Below are 17,715 nucleotides of genomic sequence, written 5' to 3'. Positions count from 1 at the left end.
GCCTCCTCACCAGGTGGTCGGCGCAAAGAGGCGCGGGTCGAGGTGAATACCTGCCGCCTCCAGCCGGTCGATAAACTTCGGCCTGATTCCGGAGCTGACAAACCTGCCGAGTACCTTTCCTTGCTCGTTAACGCCAGTCTGCTGGAAAATAAAGATATCTTGCAGGACGATCACATCACCTTCCATTCCCTGAACTTCCGTAATGTGGGTCACCTTCCGTGAGCCGTCCTTAAACCGCCCGGTGTGGACAATGAGGTCAATGGCCGAAGCGATCTGCTCCCGGATCGCTTTGACGGGCAACTCCATCCCGGCCATGAGCACCATCGTTTCGATACGGGCCAGCATATCCCGGGGCGTATTCGCGTGGCCGGTGGTGAGGCTCCCGTCGTGCCCCGTATTCATCGCCTGGAGCATGTCGAGCGCCTCACCGCCGCGGACCTCGCCGACCACAATCCGGTCGGGGCGCATCCGCAGCGCGTTACGGACCAGGTCACGGATCGTGATCGCTCCTTTCCCCTCGATGTTCGGGGGCCGTGATTCGAGCCGGATCACGTGCTCCTGACGGAGCTGCAGCTCCGCAGCATCCTCAATGGTGATGATGCGCTCGTCAGGAGGAATGAACGAAGAGAGGATATTCAAAAGGGTCGTCTTACCGCTGCCCGTGCCGCCCGAAACGACGATGTTCAACCGCCCGCGGACGCAGGCCTCTAAGAATTTGGCGATCTCGGGGGTTAGGCTCCCAAACCGGATCAGATCGTCGATGGTGAGCGGGTCGCGGAAAAATTTCCGGATCGTGATCGTCGGTCCGTTAAGCGCCAGCGGGGGAATAATGGCGTTGACGCGCGACCCGTCCGGCAGCCGCGCGTCCACCATCGGCATGCTCTCGTCAATTCTTCGCCCCAGCGGCGCCACGATCTTTTCGATGATGTGCATCACGTGCGCGTCGTCCCGGAAGGTTACCTCCGTCAGCTCTAACTTGCCGCGCCGCTCAACGTAAACCTGGTACGGCCCGTTGACCATGATCTCGGTGATCTCCTCATCCTCAAGGAAAGGCGTTATCGGACCGAAGCCGAGCGCCTCCTGGACGAGCTCCGCTACGATCCGCTGCTTCTCGAGGCGCGGGATGGTCACCGGCTGCTTCTCTAAGAGTTCCCAGGCCACGCTCTCTACTCTATGCGCGTCAAGTGCCTGGTCATTACCCGCCCGGAGCATATCCCCAAGCTCCGCTACTAACAGCTTGTGGAGGTTAACCTTCAGCTCCTGATAGGGGTCACGGCGTAACACCCGGTCTGGACCGGTCGTTTTCGCCTTCTCTTTTTTCTCCTCAAAACGGGAGAACACCGTCAACGGTCACACCTCCTACGCATAAAAAGCTTACACGCTCAAAAGTTTACCGAAGAGAGAACGCCGCTCGCCCTTCGCCGGCGCCTCTTTCGCGACGAATCTTTCCGCCAGGCGGATAACGTCCTGGGCCACCCGGCTTCCCTTGCTCAAAGCGACAAAGGGTATCCCTTTGTTCGCTGCCACATGAGCCGTTTTCGGGTCGGCGGCAATGGAGTTGACCCCCTGTAAGCCAAGCGACCTTTCGATATCCACGAGCTTCAGCCCGGCTTCAAAGGAAGCGTTATTCAGCACAACCCGGATCTTCTCCCCAAGCTGGTGCATATTGAGAAACTCAACGTCCGCCTTAAGGCGGCGCAGGGCCACCACGTCCGTCTGGCCAACCACTACGATCTCGTCGGCCAGGTCAAGCACCCGCGCCACCGCCGCGTTCAGAACCGGCGGCGTGTCGATTAACACATAGTCCGCCTCTTCCTTCAGCACCGCCAAAACAGCCGGAATGCCGGCCGCCACCGTCGCAAAATCCTCCTCCCGCGACGGGATGGCCCCGATGACCCGCACCCCCGTAAGGTGGGTCACCTCATAACTTTTGACAATCTCCTCATTGATCTCGGGTTCCCGGACCAGCTCGGCAATACTACCGGGGAGGCTCAGGTTAAAAAGGGCGGCCACATCCCCGGCGGCGATATCGAGGTCAACCACCGTAACCCGCTGCTTGAATTCTTGGCTCAGGGCCACGGCTAAGTTGCAGCACAAAGTGCTACGGCCAGCACCGCCTTTGCTCCCGAAGAAAACTACTATCCGGCCGGGCACGACTTCTTCCGGCGCCTGCTGCAAACGGCACAGGGTATCCTGCCGTTTCTTCGCCTTTTCATAGACCCGGCGGATCGTATCTGCCAGTTCCTGAGAGGTGAAGGGTTTGATCAGGTAGTCACTGGCCCCGGCAGCCATCGCCTTTCGCAGGTATTCGTGTTCCCCCTGAATGGAAATGATAATTACCGCCGTCTGGGGCACGCTTTCGGTGATTTTCTCGGTAGCGCTGATGCCGTCGAGCCCAGGCATGTTGATATCCATCAAGACCACATCGGGCTTAAGTTCCTGCACCACCCGGATGGCCTCTTCCCCATCGCCGGCCTCACCGATCACCTTGATATCCTCTTCAAAAAATAGGAGGCGCTTCACGTCTTCTCTGGTATTTACAATGTCGTCGGCGATGACTACGGTAATTAAGCTCATGGTAACATCCCCCTTTAGCCCGTAAGGCGTCTCAGATGAGTTCAGCGGGGCTGTGACGTCTGCTGCACGGTAGCGGACTTAACCGGTTTTGGGACCTGAGCAACCAAATCCTCGGTCTTGGCCGGGGGTAGCTTCACTTTCTCCTTGTCCACCGGCGAACGCAGCACCAGCCGGATACTGCCTCGCTCCGCAGCCAGGATGAGCACCTGGGCCTCCGCCGGCGTTACCGCCAGGGTCACGTGCTGGAATCCCGTGTCTTTCTTATCCTTCTTTTCCTCCGGCGTCAGCATCTGGCCGGTAGCCAGGACCCTAATATCGCTCAAAATCGTAGTCGTATACGTAGTCTTGGGCTGATTAGGGTCTGCGGGCGCAACATCTAAAGTTGCCACCACGTCAACCCGGTCGCCTGGCCGCACCATCCCGCCTACGCTGGAAATCTCGGTTACAGCAACGGTTACCGCCCGTTCCCCGGCACCAAGGCTGAAAGCCAAACCATACCGGGCATCCTTCGCGGCCACCAACTTGCTCTTGAGAATGGGCTCCCCCGCCTTGATATCCGTCAGGCTAATCTTCCCGACCACTTCCCGGGCAGAAGTGGCCGCATCGGGATGTAAGTAGCGGGCCGGAATATCCTGGTATTTAAGCATTGCTGGCGTAATTCTCGTTCGTGAGGGAATATCGGCTCCGGCAACAACCGCCGTGACAAACCGCCCGGTTTCCCGGTAAGTCTTTTCTAACGCCTGAAGGTAAAAATAGGTGCTCACCGCCGCTGCGGCGGCAAAGATCAGGGCCAGCGCCAAGAAGATTTTGCTCCGCACCGCCATCGCTCCTTACTCGACAAGCTTCACTGTCCGCAAGCCGTAATCGTCCCCGCCTATCCCGCGGGCCCCGCTCACTAACTTTTGAATAAAGTAACCCTGCACGTAACAGTCGTTACCGCTGCCCGTCACCCCGTCAAGGAAGAAAGCCGCAAACCCTACAACCTCGACCTGGCTTCGCCCTTGCAACTCGCCTACCACCCGGTAAACCGGCGTGTAGATTACGCGCGGGCAGTCGCGGCAGTGGTGCTGCCAGGTGCAGCTCTCGTGGCCGCGGATGCGGTCTTCCACCGCCCGCCGGGTCGGCCCCGACATATTCCCCGTCTCGGTCTCGAGAATGTCCCCCACCTTAAGCCACCCCTGATAGCCTTCCCGGAGATTATCCTCGTAGTTATTGGCTCCGTGACCGCCTAAAGCCAGCGCCCCAAAGTTACCGTGCTCTCCCGCACCACCGCCGACTTTTAGGTTGTAAAGCCGGCCAAACTCAAGGCTCTGCTCCCGCACCCCCAAAGGGGCCGCCCCATAAAGCTCACTTACCGCCCCGACCTCAGCTCGAGCGTGCGCCGAAACGGTTGAGGCAGTGAAGCCCAGCGCGCGTGCCAGGGAAAAATTCACCGCGTGTACGGCATCCACGGTGATGCTCTTGCCGTCCGGACCAACGGTGACGTTAACCTCGCCCGGTTGGGCGCCGTTTTTTAGCGCGTATTCCTGCGCCGTGCTAACGGCAGCAGCCGGGTTCTCGGGAAGAAACGCGGCGCCCGCAAGTGCCGCCGCATCGGCCGCGTTGGCTACGCGCTCCCGGTTGAGCATAAGCAGCCCCACGTCGGTCACCAGCGCCCCAAAGCCCAAAAGCGCCACCAAGGCCGCTGCCACCAGGACCAAAACCACCCCTTTTTCTTCCCGAAGCCAAGCCATCCTCACACCACCTCACTCCACCCGCATTACCGCCCGGGCTCTCAGCGGAAAGGGGTTGGGGGCAATGCCGGTTAAGACCGGGGTTACGAGATAAACAGAGTAAGAGACGCTCACCCGCGCCTCCGTGCCGCTAAACCGGTTGCTGGCAGGCGGTTCGATATCCACGGTTAGCGCCGCAGGATCAAGTGAACCCGCAGCGTCCCGCACCCGCGCCACAATCGCCGCGTCGTCCGCACCTACTGCGGCCAGTCGCGCCCCCTCGCGGGCAGCATTGGTCACGACAAGGTAGGCGGAAAAAAGGCGGCCGAACTCCATAATCCCGAAGAGGATCAGGATCAGGACAGGGAGAACCAGCGCGAGCTCCACGGTGGCTTGACCGCGTTCCTCTCGCAGCCGCATAGGCATCACCTCAACCAAAGGGCCACAAAACTCCCGAGACAGAAGAGGACACCGTAGGGAAACTTAACGCCGCTCTCACCAAGCCAGAGCCGCACGCCCCCCGGAAGCACAAAGCTGAGACAAGCTCCTTTTAAAGCCAGCCATAGCCGCTTCTCGCGCGCCAAAAGAAAACCGGAAACCACACCACCTAACAGCGCCCCGGCGAGGAAGGTGTAAAGGACAAACTCCGGTCCGCCGCAGGCTCCCACTGCCCCCAGCAACTTCACATCACCAGCCCCGACGCCGCCGGCCGCGTAGGCCATAAGAAGGAGCGCCACCCCCGCGCCCAGACCGGCGACCCCTTCCCATAAGGAAGCCCAGCCGCCTGTCAGCCCCCGGTAAAGGAGCGCAAAAATAATGGCGGGGAAGAGAACCGCGTTATAGATCCGCCGCCGGTGAAGGTCGGTAACCAGCGAAATTGAAGCTACAGCCATAATGCAGGCTTCGAGAGGCTGCATAAGCATACCACCACTTCTAAAGCGTTGCGGCAAGCCCTTCAGAACGGTCAAAGCTTTCAAAGGTGGCCCCGCCCGGCCATCTATGAGCCGGGCAGGGCTTATATAGGGGTAGGAGGTGCCTTGGAAAAAGACGTCTTTAAAGTCCTGTCGTTTCCCTTTACTGAAGGTTGTTGGAAACTTCCTCGAACTTGTTCTTGATTCTACCCCCAAGAACTACCAGGGCCGCAATGGCCACCACTGCGATCAGCGCCAGGATCAACCCGTACTCCGCCATCCCCTGACCTTCTTCTTCTTTTAGCAGCCGCTTAAGGAGTCCCTTCATCCACATTCCCTCCCTTAGTACTTAATCTGCTTAGCTATTGTGAACACCCCGAAGGGCTTGCCTGCCGCGCTACATATTATTGGAGACGTGATAATATTTGTCGCGCACCTTAGTTCCGAGCACCACCAGCCCCACTATCGCTACCACTACTACCAGCACGAAGATTAACGCGTATTCCGCCAGCCCTTGCCCATCCTCCTCCCGGACCAGCCGCCATAGCAGCTCCCTCACCCGCGCCTCCCCTCCTCTGGACTTGCCGCCAGCTTAATCGTAACTCCGATCCCAGAGCACCGCCATCGAACAGCCGCCTCATTTTGTGGGGGCCTATAGGTCCCATTTTCGATAGGACTTTCGACCTATCTTGATAACATTCGACATTTGCAAGGACCAAAAAATTTAGGGCTCCCAGATTGAAACTAACCCTAAAAACGGCCGGCGCTACAACTCTACAAGCCGCTGCTTAATGGCGTAAAGCGCCGCCTGCGTCCGGTCGGTCACCCCAATTTTTTGAAAGATGTTCGACAAATGATTTTTCACCGTCTTTTCGCTGATAAAGAGCTTGCTCGCAATCTCCCGGTTGCTCGCCCCCGCCGCCACCAGGCGCAGGACCTCCACCTCCCGCTCGGTGAGGCCGTCAGGATTGCTGCGGGCGGCCAGCCGGTTGAACTCCTGAAAAACCTTAGCCGTCAAACGCGGTGGAATAAAGGATTCGCCCCGCGCCACGCCGTAAATAGTCTCTACCAGCTTGTCCGCAGACATATCCTTCAAAACGTAACCCGAAACACCGGCGCGGATCATCTCGAAAAGGTACTCTTCCTCGTCGTGAATCGTAAGGGCCACCACTGCCGTCTCCGGGCGCAGCCGTTTAATCTCCCGACAGGCTTCAATCCCGTTCATTTCCGGCATGCTGATGTCGAGGAGAACGACATCAATCGGTTGCCGCCGCACAAACTCGACCGCCTCCCGACCGTTAGCTGCTTCACCGACCACCGCGATACCCGGTTCTACCGAGAGGATCTTGATTAAACCCTCCCGGATCAGCGCGTGGTCGTCAACAACAAGAACCCGTACCGCCATCTAACCCCTCTCCCCAACCTCTGAAGAGAACGCTTGTAGAGTGTGGCATCTCCCGTGACTCCTTATTGTTCCTCTGTTGTAAGATCAATGCCTACCATTAGGGTTGTTCCCTTCCCGGGCGAAGAGATGATTTCTAACTCGCCGTTCAAAAGCTGCACCCGTTCTCTGATTCCGAGGAGCCCGTAGCCTTTCCGCTCCGGGTCTTTGAGCACCTTTTCCACATCGAACCCCCTACCGTTATCCCGCACTACCAGGTTCACCCGCGCCGGTAAAACCTCGAGCTTAACCAGGGCACTGGTGGCGTGGGCATGCTTGTAAATGTTGTTGAGCGCCTCCTGAACAATCCGGAAGAGAGCCACCTCCACCGCCGGCGGTAGCCTTTTCTCCGGGCCGAAGTACTGGTACTCCACCGGTAACCCGTATTGTTCCTTGTAGTTGGCCACAAACTTCTTGAGCGCCGCCGCCAGCCCTAAATCGTCAAGCGCCATCGGCCGGAGGTCGAAAATTATCTTGCGCGTGTCCTGCAGGCTGGTACGGACCAGGTCCTGAAGCGCCAGGAGCTCGCCGCGGAGTTTCGCCGGGTCCCGGTCCAGCAGCTTCAAGCAGAACTCCGCCCGCATCACCACGTTGGCCATCGACTGCGCGGGCCCGTCGTGGATCTCCCGGGCCACCCGCCGCCGCTCTTCTTCCTGCGCCTCCAGGATCCGGAGCGCCATCTGCTGCCATTGCTGCATCTCACCCATCCGCTCCGCCGCTCCCTGAAAATCGGTGCGGAGGTAGTCGAGGATCACCCCTATCCGTGACGCCAGGCGCGTTGCCCGCTGCCGCGTTTCTACCAGCCGTTTGAGCGACCGTTCCATATCGTCCCGGCGCAGGCGGAGCATCGCCTCTTTTTCCCGGAGGGTCGCCAGTTCTAACTGCAGCCGCTGGGCGTTCTCGTAAGCCTCTTTGATATCCGCTTCCGTATATTTCCTGAAGTCGGCGCTTACCTCCATCAACCGCAGGCGCGCCGCCTTCTCCGCTTTTTGGAGGCTGTCGACCCGGGCAATTACCTCCAGCGTCTCCTGGCGAACCGCTTCCACCTCTTGCTGGAGACGCTTAATTTCGGTTTCGGTCGCCTCAGCAATCGAAAAAATCTCCTCTCTATTCTTTTCGATTAGACTTATGATTTCTTTAATGATTTCTTCAAGCGTTTTTACTGCCACCGTTTCTCCCCGCCTTCAGCAGTAAAGTCGCCGCCGCGCTTTTTCTCCGCCAGCGCCCGGTAATGCCCTAAAAGGACCTCTGCGAGCCGGCCGATGGATAACTCCGCGGCCTTCGCCACCGCCCCCTCCTTTAGGTTCTGGTAAAGGTGCGGGTCCTCGAGCACCCGGCAGACCACCGTAGCAAAAATCGCCTCGTCAAGCGGCGTGAGGAACCCATCCACCCCTTCATTGACCATTTCGCTTACGCCCTGGGCCCTGACGGCCACGACCGGCAGGCCGGCCGCCTTGGCCTCCCCGATCACCAGACCCTGTGTCTCCGTAAGTGAGGCCATAACAAAGAGATCGGCCGCCGCGTAACAATCCTTAACCCGCTCCGGCGGTACCGGCCCCGCGAAAACCACTTTCTCGTGGATGCCAAGCCTCCGGGCCTCACCGTGAAGTTCCTCCCGCGCCGGGCCGCCCCCCACCAAAACCAGCCGCACCGCATCAAGACGGGCGGCGATATCGCGAAACGCCCGCAGCAGAAAGGCGATGTTCTTTTCCCTGCCGAGCCGGCCTACGTAGAGGAGCACCCTCTCCTCCGGGTCGATACCCAGGCGCTTCCGGAAACCGGCGCCGTCGCCGCCCCGGAAGGCTGCAAGCTCAATACCGGTCGGCAGAACGGCTACCGGAACGCTAACTCCGGACCGCAAGAGGTACTCCCGGATAGCTCCGGTCGGCGCCAGCACCAAATCACAACGGTTACAGAAATTTACCGTATAACGCCGCGTCGCGACCCGCGCCGGCTGGCGCAGGAAGGGGAAATAGTGGACGTACTCTTCGTAAAGGGTGTGGTAGGTAAAGACGAGGGGCAACCCCAGACGCCGCGCCCAGCGCGCCCCTAAGCCGCCGAGAAAAAAGGGGGAGTGGACGTGAATGAGATCGAGCCCCAGCGATTTGAGCGTCCGCCCGAGGCGGACCGAAAGCGGAATAGCTATGGCAAAGTCTGGGTTGGTCGGGGCCGGCAGGGAAAAGAACCGGAAGACTTTTTCCTCAGGCTCGCAGTTCGGGTAGCGCGGGGCGAAGATAAAGAAAGAGACGCCCCTCGCGGTAAGCGCCAGACGAAACGTCTCGATGGACCGGACCACACCGCTGGTGTAGGGTCGGTAGCTGTCCGCAAAGACTCCCACGCGCAAAAAGAGCTTCGCCTCCCGTTTTTAAAAACTTGGCAGCGGCACATAATCTATCCGCTGCTACTTCAAGCGCCGATCAGCTCAAGTATTCCCCGGCAGTTTCTCTATTCGCCCCTCTTCCGCCCACCTCCTTTTTGCGCCATTCCCCGCAAAGAAAAAAGCCCGGGGGCCGTGTCCCGGGCAGCCGCTGGAGGTATATCCTACCACGGATGGGTGCCGATAATCACCTCTTTCCCGAACTTCCCCTTAATCTTTTGGGCCAGTTCTTCGGGGTTGATCGGGCATTTCGCGGTAGTAGAAGCCTTGACGATACAGGTTCCGAGATATACCACGTCGAAGTCGCGCCCGTAAGCCTTTGCAATATCGCTAATGATACCCAACTTAGGCATCACCAGCCCTGGACAACCGCCGCAATCCCCCATACCTACGATTTCGAGCGGTTCATCCTTGAACCTTTCAAACTCTCCTGCCCGCTCCGCCACGGCTTTAAAACACTTGATACACGAAACGCAGGTAATGTCTCTGATTTTTTTGCACGACAGGATCACGATCCGTGCCAAACCGAACACCTCCTGGCAAAATTTTTGAGCAAATGTATTATAAACAAAAAATGGCATAATGTCTACCCTCTTAATCCTACCCGGGTTCATTTTTCTTGCCAACCGCCTCTTGACAGGCCCGCCAAAACTTGATAACTTTAAGGGCAAACTAAATAACGTGTTCCCGGGCTCTTATCAAGAGTGGCGGAGGGACTGGCCCTATGAAGCCCGGCAACCAGTCGGGGGGTGGCCACAAAGGCTGCGGCCCGGCCAGGTGCCAATTCCAGCAGAAGAGCTCACCCATCTCTTCTGACAGATAAGGGTGCCTGAAATTACGGCCTCTTCATGTTAGAAGAGGCCTTTATTTTGCCTGCAGGCGGCATACCGGGAAAAGGAGGAGATAGGATGCGTGATAAAACTTTCGCCGTGATCAACGAGAAAATCAAAGCCGGCAAAGCGGTGGTCGTTACTGCCGAGGAACTGATCGCCCTCGTCCAGGAAAAGGGGGTTAGCCGGGCGGCGCAGGAGGTCGACGTGGTCACCACCGGAACCTTCGCGCCGATGTGCTCTTCGGGAGCCTACTTCAACTTCGGGCACAGCGCCCCACGGATAAAGTTCAACCGCGTCTGGCTCAACGGCGTGCCCGCTTACGCGGGTCTCGCCGCGGTTGACTGCTACTTAGGCGCCACCGCACTGCCCGAAGAGGACCCGCTCAATAAAAACCACCCCGGTGAATTCCGCTACGGCGGCGGGCACGTCATCGAGGACTTTGTAGCCCGCAGGCCGGTGCGCCTTAAGGCTCTTGGCTACGGAACCGACTGTTACCCGCGCCGGGAGATTGAAACGGTAGTGACTCTCGATGATATTAACGAGGCGGTCCTCTTTAACCCGCGCAACGCCTACCAGAACTATGCCTGCGCGGTGAATACGGGGCCGCGGACGCTCTACACCTACATGGGGGTCTTAAAACCTAACCTCGGGAACGCGCACTACTCCACCTCCGGGCAGCTGAGCCCGCTCTTAAAGGACCCGTACTTCCGGACCATCGGCGTCGGTACCCGCATTTTCTTAGGCGGCGGCGTCGGTTACGTAGTCTGGAACGGCACGCAGCACTTCCCGAGCCTCCCGCCGCTTCCGGAAGGAGCGCCGCGCGTTCCGGCAGGGGGGACGCTCGCGGTTTTAGGGGACTTGAAGCAGATGAGCCCCCAGTGGCTGCGCGGCACAAGTATGCTCGGCTACGGCGCCACCTTAAGCGTAGGCATTGGGATACCCATCCCGATTCTGAACGAGGAGATATGTTACTACGCCTCCCGCACCGACGCCGAACTTTACGCGCCGATTATTGATTATGCTGAAGCTTACCCGAACCGCAAACCCGGTAACCTGGGGTTCGTTAGCTACGCCGCGCTTAAATCGGGCCGTATAACTGTTGGGGGTAAAGAAGTGCCGACAGCACCACTCTCGAGCTACGTGAAAGCTCTGGAGATATCTGCGATTTTGAAACGCTGGATTAGCGAAGGCAGGTTCCTGCTTGGTGAACCGGTCCAGCTTCTCCCGGGCCCGGATGCCGGCATCGTGGCCCGCACCCTTGAAATCCGCGACACCGAAAGGAGCGAGAGGTAAATGGCACCGAGCAAGGTAGTGCTGCGCTTTCCGGCAGCGATTGCCGATAAACCGATCATCTTTCGCCTGGTTAAGGACTACGACCTGATGATCAACATCCTGAAGGCGAACATCAACCCGCACAAGGAAGGGACGATGGTCCTCGACGTTACCGGCGCGAAAACCGAAGAGGGTCTAGAATTTCTCCGGCAGCAGGGCGTCGGGGTGCAGCCGCTCACCGAAGAGGTGGTGCGGAATGAGGAGCGGTGCACCCACTGCGGCGCCTGCACCGCCATCTGCCCCACGGGAGCGCTCTACATCGAGCGGCCGTCGATGCTGGTTCGCTTCGATAGCGAGGCCTGCGTCGTCTGCCAGCTCTGCGTGCGGGCCTGCCCGATGAAGGCGATGGAGGTCCGGTTCTAATTTGGCCCGCCGCACCTACCGCGCGCTCTTCCGCGAGGAGGACCTTTTCTTTTTCGAGGTCAAGGTAAAGGAGACCGACCTCTGCCTCGGGGTCCGCGCGGAGCGTTTTACACCGGATCTCGTCTGGCTGGTCGAAAAAAAGGTCAAACAGGAGCGGGCCCTGCTGGAGGCCTATATTGAAAAGGACCCCGTCTTCTTAAAAACCCTCCAGCCGCACCGCCCGCTTCCGGACGCCCCGGAAATCGCGGTGGCTATGGCCGAAGCGGGAGCAGCTTGCGGTGTTGGCCCCATGGCCGCGGTGGCCGGGGCTTTCGCCGATCTGGTGGGCCGGCTCCTCACGCGCTACTCCCGGGACGTCATCGTCGAAAACGGGGGCGACATCTTTCTTAAATCCACGCGGAAGCGCCGGGTCGGCATCTTTGCCGGCAACTCGCCCCTGTCACACCGGATGGCCATTGAGATACCTCCGGACTACACCCCACTCGGCATCTGTACCTCCTCGGGGACCGTAGGTCACTCCTTGAGCTTCGGGCGGGCCGACGCCGCCGTAATCCTCGCCGGCACCGCCACCCTCGCCGACGCCGCGGCCACCGCAGTGGGCAACCGCGTGCAAACCCCGGCAGACATCGAAAAGGCGCTCGCCTTTGCCCGGGAGATACCGGGCGTCGCGGGCGCCGTCGTGATCATCGGCGACGCCTTGGGCGTCTGGGGCAAGGTCAAGCTTGTTCCCGTGCTCCCACCTGAGAACCCTTCGCCTTAACCGGCTCTAGCACCTTCACCGGTTCGGCAATCACGCTGAACCGCGCAAAATTGAGGAGCCTCGTTTTTAGAACATCCGTCACCTCGTAACCTTTGGGCACCAGGATCACGCCCCGCCCATCCCGGATATCGTCCGCTAACACCATCCCCGGCAAGAGCTCGTCGAGACTCAGCGCCCGCACGATGAAGCCTTCTTCCGCACTCAGCACCTCCGCCTCAAGCGCCCCAAGAACTTCAGGGTCGTACCAGTGGCGCCGCTCCTGCATTACGGCAACCGCTTCGGCCGGGGTTTTCCCCGTCTGCAGGAGCGCGTCGTAGTCGTGCACCACCTTGAGCACCCGCCCGATGAAGGGGATCGCTCCGGCCTTTCGGTTGTCGGCGGGGAAACCGCCCCCGTCGTACTGCTTAAGCTGGTACGCAATCCCCGCGGCAATATTCTCAAGCCGGGGGATGTTGGCAAGTAGCTTCTGCCCCACCTGGGGATAGGTAAGGAAAACCTTCTCCTCTTCCTCCGTTAAAGCCTCACCCCGGGCCTTCTTCTCTAAGATTTTCTGGGGGATCGTGACGTAACCGACCTGGGCCAGCATCGCCGCCAGCTCCAGCTCCCACAGCTTCGCGACCTTGAGGCGGATGCCTATCCGGCGCGCAATGTTGCGGCGGCGGGAAGCCTGGTTTACCGCCACCGGGTTCAGGAGCGACAGGATTTCAATGAGCATTTTGATGCTGCCCCAGAGCGTCTTCTCCAAAAGCTCCCGCTCCGCGGTAACGAGCCGGTACTGTTCGACTGCGGCATTGAGCACCCTCAGAAAATCCTCGGTTGAGCAGGGTTTAGTGAGGAACCGGAAGATGTTCCCTTCGTTGATCGCGTCCATCGCCACCTGCAGGTCGGCGTAGCCGGTAAGCATCACCCGCACCGTGTCCGGCGCAACCTGGCGCGCCAGGGAAAGAAATTGGATGCCGTCCATCTGGGGCATTCGCAGGTCGGATACCACTACGGCAAAGGGCCCCTGTTCCTTGAGCATGCCGAGCCCCTCCGCGCCGCTCTCGGCCGTCGCGATCTCAAAGTGGTGGCGCAGGTTGCGCTTAAAACCGGCAAGGATGTTGGGATCATCGTCAACAAGAAGGATCTTCTCTTTCACCGCGCTTGTCCCCCTTTGATCTCCCGGCACAATTCCGCCCAGCGCGTAACTTTTTGCTCCAGACCCAGCCGCCTCAAGTAGTCCAGGTCGACGGTCTGAAGCGAGCAATCCCCTTCCTTAACCAGCCCGTTCGCCACGTGTACGGCCGTCAGAACCGTAAAACGGTCGGCGACCGAGTTGCCCGGCTGGTGGTGGAAGGCCACCGCTTCCACCACCGTATCGGCAATTCCCCACAACCCTAAGAGGTAGGCGCCGAGTTCGGCGTGCGATGTTCCTATAAGCGCGTACTCGTCCGCCGGCGACCAGTCGCCTTCGCGGTCCGCCAGCCCTTTAAGCTTCTCACAGCAGTCGGGAAGCCGCAGCAGCAGGAGCTTGCCGATGTCGTGCAGCAGACCGGCCGTCAGCGCCTCGTCCGTCACCTCCCGGTCCGCTTTTTCCAAACGGGCGATTTCCCGCGCGAGGCTGCCTACCGCGACGCTGTGCTCCCAGAGGGCTTCTATCACCCGACCGGATCCCGGAGTGGTTTCAAAAGCCTCGAAGAGGTGGATGTAGAGAACGAGCGGCCTTAAATTGTTGAGGCCGAGGAGCGTTACCGCCTGCACCGGGTTGGTGACCCGCTGGGGTAGGCCGAAAAAGGCCGAGTTGACGAGTTGCAGCACCTTCGCCGTCATCGCCATATCCTGCGCCACAATCTCCCCGATCTTTTTGAGGGAGGCGTTTGGCGCTTCCATCTCTCTGATCAGCTCGCGGTAAAGACTCGGCAGGCTCGGCAGCACGGTTATTCCGGTGACCACTTGTAGCAGCTTCTCGTCGCGCAACAGCTCACGCAGCTGACAGGTGCGCTCGATCGTGTACCGCAGCGTTTCCCCGTCGCACGGCTTGGCAAGGAACTGGTGCGCGCTTTTGGTGGAGCGCAACGTCATCTCTTTGTCCGAATGACCGGTCAGCATGATTCTGACCACATGGGGGTAGCGTTCCTGGACTCTCGCCAGCAGCGTGGCCCCGTCCATCTGCGGCATCCGCATATCGGCTACGATCACGTCGATCGGCGTCGTCTCTAAGATCTTAAGCGCCTCCTCGCCGCTTCCGGCGAAATACATCTCCCATCTGTCCCGCATGTTACGGAGCATCCGTCGCAAGCCATCGATCACGTTGGGCTCGTCGTCGACGAAGAGAATGGCCCGTTTCACGTCACCTGCTCCCTCCTTTCCTCTTCCGGAGGATTCAACGGCAGATAGACGGTGAAGGTAGTTCCTTTCCCAACTTCCGATTCCACGGTAATATTGCCCCTGTGCTTGTTCACAATGATGTCGTGGGCGATGGCTAACCCCTGGCCGGAGCCTTTGCCCACCTCTTTGGTGGTGAAAAACGGGTCGAAGATCCGGTCAATAATGGCCGGCGGAATGCCGGTGCCGGTGTCGCTGATTTCGATCTTAGCAAAATCGCCTTCTCTCCGGGTCCGAATGATAATCTTACCCTTCTCACCCGCTTCCTTATTTACAACCGCCTCAATGGCGTGAACGGCGTTAATAATCATATTGAGGACCACCTGGTTGATCTCATCAACCACACAGGGCACAGGCGGCAGGTCTGGATCCAGGTCCATTTCGAGGTCCGCCACGTACTTCCACTCGTTCCGCGAAATGGTCACCGTGCTCTCCACCGCCCGGTTGAGGTTACAGGGCGCTTTTTCCTTCTTGCCGGGATGCGCGAACTCCTTCATCGCCAAGACAAGCTTCCGCACCCGGCCAATCCCTTCCAGAGATTGTTCCAGGGCCTTCGGGATTTCCGTACCTAAAAATTCCCAGTCAAGCGCCGCCAAGGCTACCGCCAACTCATCTGCCGGCACGACGCCACTCTCCCCCTGCGCTACGAACTCCTGGCAACGCGCTACAAACTGGGAGAGCGTCGCAAACGCATCCCGCAAGAAGGTTGTATTATCGCCAACATACTGCATCGGCGTGTTGATCTCGTGGGCGATCCCCGCCGCCAATTGTCCGAGTGACTCTAACTTTTGCCGTAAAACACGCTGGGTCTCCTCGTTTTTCCGTTCGGTAATATCGGCAGCGAGAATAACGTAACCTAAGTGCTTCCCCTCCTCGCTCACCAGCGGCGTCACCGTCAGCCCCAAAAAACCGGGCTTGCCGTCCCGCCGCAGGTAACGGACATCATCCACCCGTACCGGTTCCTGGCGCTCGCGGCACGCGGCGATGCCCCGCGCCACCTTCTCCCACTCCCATTCGATGCCGCTGGCACTGAGCGGGCGGCCAACTACGGCTGCCGCCGCCAACCCAAAGGTTTCGGCCGCAGGACCGTTCCAGTGTTGAACGCAACCAGCCGCGTCTAAACCGATCAGGATGGAGGAGATGGAGGCTACCAGTTGCTTGATTTGCGTGTGCGCTTCCCGCAGCGCCTGCTCGGCCCGCTGCCGCGCCGTAACATCGCGGAAAACAACGACGGCACCCACAATCTTTTCCCCTTCCCGCACCGGCGTGCAGGTGTAATCCACAGGGAAGCTGCTCCCGTCCTTCCGCCAAAAGACCTCGCCGGTAACCGAGCGCGGTCGCCCGTCCCGCAGGGTAGCGTGGACCGGACACGCCGCTTCCGGATAAGGGGTGCCGTCCGCCCGCGTATGGTGCAGCATGGCGTGCTGCTGCAGACCGATTACCTCCTCCGCCGCATAACCCGTCATCTGGAGCGCCGCCGGGTTAACAAAAGTCGTTTTCCCTTCCGGGTCAACACCGGATATCCCTTCGCCGACGGCCTCCAAAAGCAGCTCGTTCTGGCGCTTGGCCCGCGCCAGCGCTTCCTCCGCCTTTTTCCGGGCCGTGATGTCGAAAAGGTACCCTTGAAGCTGAAGCAGCTCGCCGCGCTGGTCAAAGGTTCCGATCACGTTCTGCACCACGGTAATCAGTTGCCCGTCCCGCCGGCGGAAAGTAGCTTCGTGGAGCTCAAGCCTTTTCTTTTCGCGCAGGAGCCATAGGAACGCCTCTTTTGCCGCCTCATCCGGAAAAAGGCTGAAGAAATCGGTCGCCAGCGCCTCATCAAACGAACTGAAGCCGAACATCCGCACGTAAGCCGGGTTGCAAAGGAGGACCCGGCCGTACGCCAAAGCGATATAGTTGCCGGTCAGCGCCTGGTCAAAAAGGGCGCGGTAGCGTTCCTCGCTCTCCCGCAACTGCTTCGACTGTTCGAGGGCGGCAAGCATCTTGTTGATCTCGCGGGCAAAGTCGGCAAGCTCGTCGTCCCCCGCCACGGTGACCCGGGTTGTGAGATCCCCCTCCATCCCGATTCGCCGCACCGCCGCGCTCAGATGCGCCAGGCGGGAAAGCACCGTCTGGTAAAAAGCGAAAATGGTTATCCCGCCTAAAAGAGCCCCGACGGCCACAAGGATCACAAAAAGGTAGAGGAGACTGCGCTGGCCCTGCTGGTAAACGGTTCGCGGTGCGGTAACCCGCAAAAGGAGTACCGGTTTGCCGCAAAGCCCCGTCACCAGCGTGTAACCGGCAATTGCCTCCGGGCTGAGAAGCCGGGTATAAAGTTTCTCTGGGCCTTTAAGCAAAGCCTGCGCCGCCATCGCGGCGTCGGGCGGCATTTTTTCAATAGGGGTAAGCGCCCACACATCCAGGGCTAAACCGGCTTCCCGGGCCAAGTGTTTAACCTCTTCCGGGTCCAGGTAACGCCCCGCAATGACCGCCCCCGGACTTGGTCCGGTACCGGTGCCCGGCATAACGGGAACCGCGGCTACCAGCGCCGGGCCTCCCGGTAAAAGGCCGAGTCCGGTGAGCCCCCCGGAGGCTTTAACCATGCGGGAGAAGCAGCCTTCTCCGGCGGCGAGGCTTCCTGGAAAGCCTTCTGGGAGTACCGGCCGCCACCCCTGACCACGGTAAAAAGCCTTCCCCCAAACTACTTTCCCGGTGCTATCGATAAAGGCGATCAGGTCAAGCCGCTGCGCCGCAAGCACCGCATCCGGGAGGTTCGAGCGCACGTAGTCCGGACTTGGCCGTTTGACAAAGGCGCAGGTATCATCCCGTTGCGCGAGAAACGAAATTTTGGCCTGAAGTTCCCGCCCCTCGTCGCCGAGCAGGTGCAGCACGCGCTCCACATCTGCCGCCAGGTGCATCTCCTCGTGGGCCAGCAGGCTGTTCAAAACGATCGTCTTGAGCGCGACCATAAAAACCACACCCATGCAGACGGCCGTAAGCCCGAAAAGCTGCAGCGTCTTCTTTTTCAGGGTCATCCCTTCGCCTCCCAGACCATTTCCCGGTTAA

18 protein-coding genes and 1 riboswitch are annotated in these 17,715 nt (G+C 59.7%); of the genes, 3 read left to right on the top strand and 15 right to left on the bottom strand.

Translation table 11 applies throughout. The annotated features are described in order from the left end of the window. Nucleotides 1–6 precede the first annotated feature (6 nt). From EDD75_RS09030 to EDD75_RS08975, 12 genes are all read right to left on the bottom strand, one after another. Nucleotides 7–1,341, bottom strand: coding sequence for a TadA family conjugal transfer-associated ATPase (locus EDD75_RS09030; RefSeq protein ID WP_245963165.1), 1,335 nt, complete (start codon nucleotides 1,339–1,341; stop codon nucleotides 7–9). A 33-nt stretch (nucleotides 1,342–1,374) separates the two neighbouring features. Then, entirely contained in the window at nucleotides 1,375–2,577 is a 1,203-nt protein-coding gene (locus EDD75_RS09025; RefSeq protein WP_123931283.1) for a response regulator, read from the bottom strand. 41 nt (nucleotides 2,578–2,618) lie between these two features. Next, a complete protein-coding gene (gene cpaB, locus EDD75_RS09020; RefSeq protein WP_170157785.1) occupies nucleotides 2,619–3,395 on the bottom strand; it encodes a Flp pilus assembly protein CpaB in 777 nt (258 codons plus the stop codon). 12 nt (nucleotides 3,396–3,407) lie between these two features. Beyond that, nucleotides 3,408–4,310 carry a pilus assembly protein TadG-related protein gene (locus EDD75_RS09015; protein WP_123931279.1) on the bottom strand — a complete coding sequence of 301 codons (903 nt, stop codon included), beginning with the start codon at nucleotides 4,308–4,310 and terminating at the stop codon, nucleotides 3,408–3,410. A gap of 12 nt (nucleotides 4,311–4,322) precedes the next feature. Next, a complete protein-coding gene (locus tag EDD75_RS09010) occupies nucleotides 4,323–4,709 on the bottom strand; it encodes a TadE/TadG family type IV pilus assembly protein (RefSeq protein ID WP_123931277.1) in 387 nt (128 codons plus the stop codon). Between the two features lie 5 nt (nucleotides 4,710–4,714). Next, the gene (locus EDD75_RS09005; RefSeq protein ID WP_123931275.1) at nucleotides 4,715–5,266 is read right to left on the bottom strand and encodes an A24 family peptidase; all 552 of its coding nucleotides are present in this window, start codon (nucleotides 5,264–5,266) and stop codon (nucleotides 4,715–4,717) included. 97 nt (nucleotides 5,267–5,363) lie between these two features. Continuing rightward, nucleotides 5,364–5,528, bottom strand: coding sequence for a Flp family type IVb pilin (locus tag EDD75_RS09000; RefSeq protein ID WP_123931273.1), 165 nt, complete (start codon nucleotides 5,526–5,528; stop codon nucleotides 5,364–5,366). 69 nt (nucleotides 5,529–5,597) lie between these two features. Then, nucleotides 5,598–5,759 carry a Flp family type IVb pilin gene (locus tag EDD75_RS08995; protein WP_123931272.1) on the bottom strand — a complete coding sequence of 54 codons (162 nt, stop codon included), beginning with the start codon at nucleotides 5,757–5,759 and terminating at the stop codon, nucleotides 5,598–5,600. A 207-nt stretch (nucleotides 5,760–5,966) separates the two neighbouring features. Continuing rightward, entirely contained in the window at nucleotides 5,967–6,605 is a 639-nt protein-coding gene (locus tag EDD75_RS08990; RefSeq protein ID WP_123931271.1) for a response regulator, read from the bottom strand. A 62-nt stretch (nucleotides 6,606–6,667) separates the two neighbouring features. Further along, complete coding sequence (locus EDD75_RS08985) at nucleotides 6,668–7,810, bottom strand: sensor histidine kinase (protein WP_123931270.1); 1,143 nt, start codon at nucleotides 7,808–7,810, stop codon at nucleotides 6,668–6,670. After that, nucleotides 7,801–8,979, bottom strand: a complete 1,179-nt coding sequence (locus EDD75_RS08980) for a glycosyltransferase family 4 protein (protein WP_245963164.1) — start codon at nucleotides 8,977–8,979, stop codon at nucleotides 7,801–7,803. The genes EDD75_RS08985 and EDD75_RS08980 overlap by 10 nt, the downstream gene beginning before the upstream one ends. 203 nt (nucleotides 8,980–9,182) lie before the next feature. Next, entirely contained in the window at nucleotides 9,183–9,551 is a 369-nt protein-coding gene (locus EDD75_RS08975; RefSeq protein WP_245963163.1) for a CGGC domain-containing protein, read from the bottom strand. Between the two features lie 159 nt (nucleotides 9,552–9,710). Next, a riboswitch (SAM riboswitch) is annotated at nucleotides 9,711–9,844 on the top strand. Nucleotides 9,845–9,926: 82 nt separating this feature from the next. Here EDD75_RS08975 and EDD75_RS08970 point away from each other — a divergent pair. The 3 genes from EDD75_RS08970 to EDD75_RS08960 are packed head-to-tail and all read left to right on the top strand — an operon-like array spanning nucleotide 9,927 to nucleotide 12,306. Beyond that, nucleotides 9,927–11,144, top strand: a complete 1,218-nt coding sequence (locus tag EDD75_RS08970; protein ID WP_123931267.1) for a homocysteine biosynthesis protein — start codon at nucleotides 9,927–9,929, stop codon at nucleotides 11,142–11,144. Next, nucleotides 11,145–11,546 carry an NIL domain-containing protein gene (locus EDD75_RS08965; RefSeq protein ID WP_123931266.1) on the top strand — a complete coding sequence of 134 codons (402 nt, stop codon included), beginning with the start codon at nucleotides 11,145–11,147 and terminating at the stop codon, nucleotides 11,544–11,546. Between the two features lies 1 nt (nucleotide 11,547). Further along, nucleotides 11,548–12,306, top strand: coding sequence for a UPF0280 family protein (locus tag EDD75_RS08960; protein WP_123931265.1), 759 nt, complete (start codon nucleotides 11,548–11,550; stop codon nucleotides 12,304–12,306). On the opposite strand, the gene EDD75_RS08955 is transcribed toward EDD75_RS08960, so the two are convergent. From EDD75_RS08955 to EDD75_RS08945, 3 genes are read right to left on the bottom strand one after another with little or no spacing between them, the layout of a single operon-like run. Further along, nucleotides 12,263–13,444, bottom strand: coding sequence for an HD domain-containing phosphohydrolase (locus tag EDD75_RS08955; RefSeq protein ID WP_170157784.1), 1,182 nt, complete (start codon nucleotides 13,442–13,444; stop codon nucleotides 12,263–12,265). The genes EDD75_RS08960 and EDD75_RS08955 overlap by 44 nt on opposite strands. After that, nucleotides 13,441–14,634, bottom strand: a complete 1,194-nt coding sequence (locus EDD75_RS08950) for a response regulator (protein WP_123931261.1) — start codon at nucleotides 14,632–14,634, stop codon at nucleotides 13,441–13,443. Before EDD75_RS08950 ends, EDD75_RS08955 begins: the two co-directional genes overlap by 4 nt. Then, a complete protein-coding gene (locus tag EDD75_RS08945) occupies nucleotides 14,631–17,684 on the bottom strand; it encodes a PAS domain S-box protein (RefSeq protein WP_123931259.1) in 3,054 nt (1,017 codons plus the stop codon). The genes EDD75_RS08950 and EDD75_RS08945 overlap by 4 nt, the downstream gene beginning before the upstream one ends. Nucleotides 17,685–17,715 lie beyond the last annotated feature (31 nt).

Source organism: Thermodesulfitimonas autotrophica, from assembly GCF_003815015.1.
Classification (GTDB): domain Bacteria; phylum Bacillota; class Desulfotomaculia; order Desulfotomaculales; family Ammonificaceae; genus Thermodesulfitimonas; species Thermodesulfitimonas autotrophica.
Note: the sequence above shows the minus strand (reverse complement) of the source record. Positions and strands in the feature narration are given on the sequence as shown.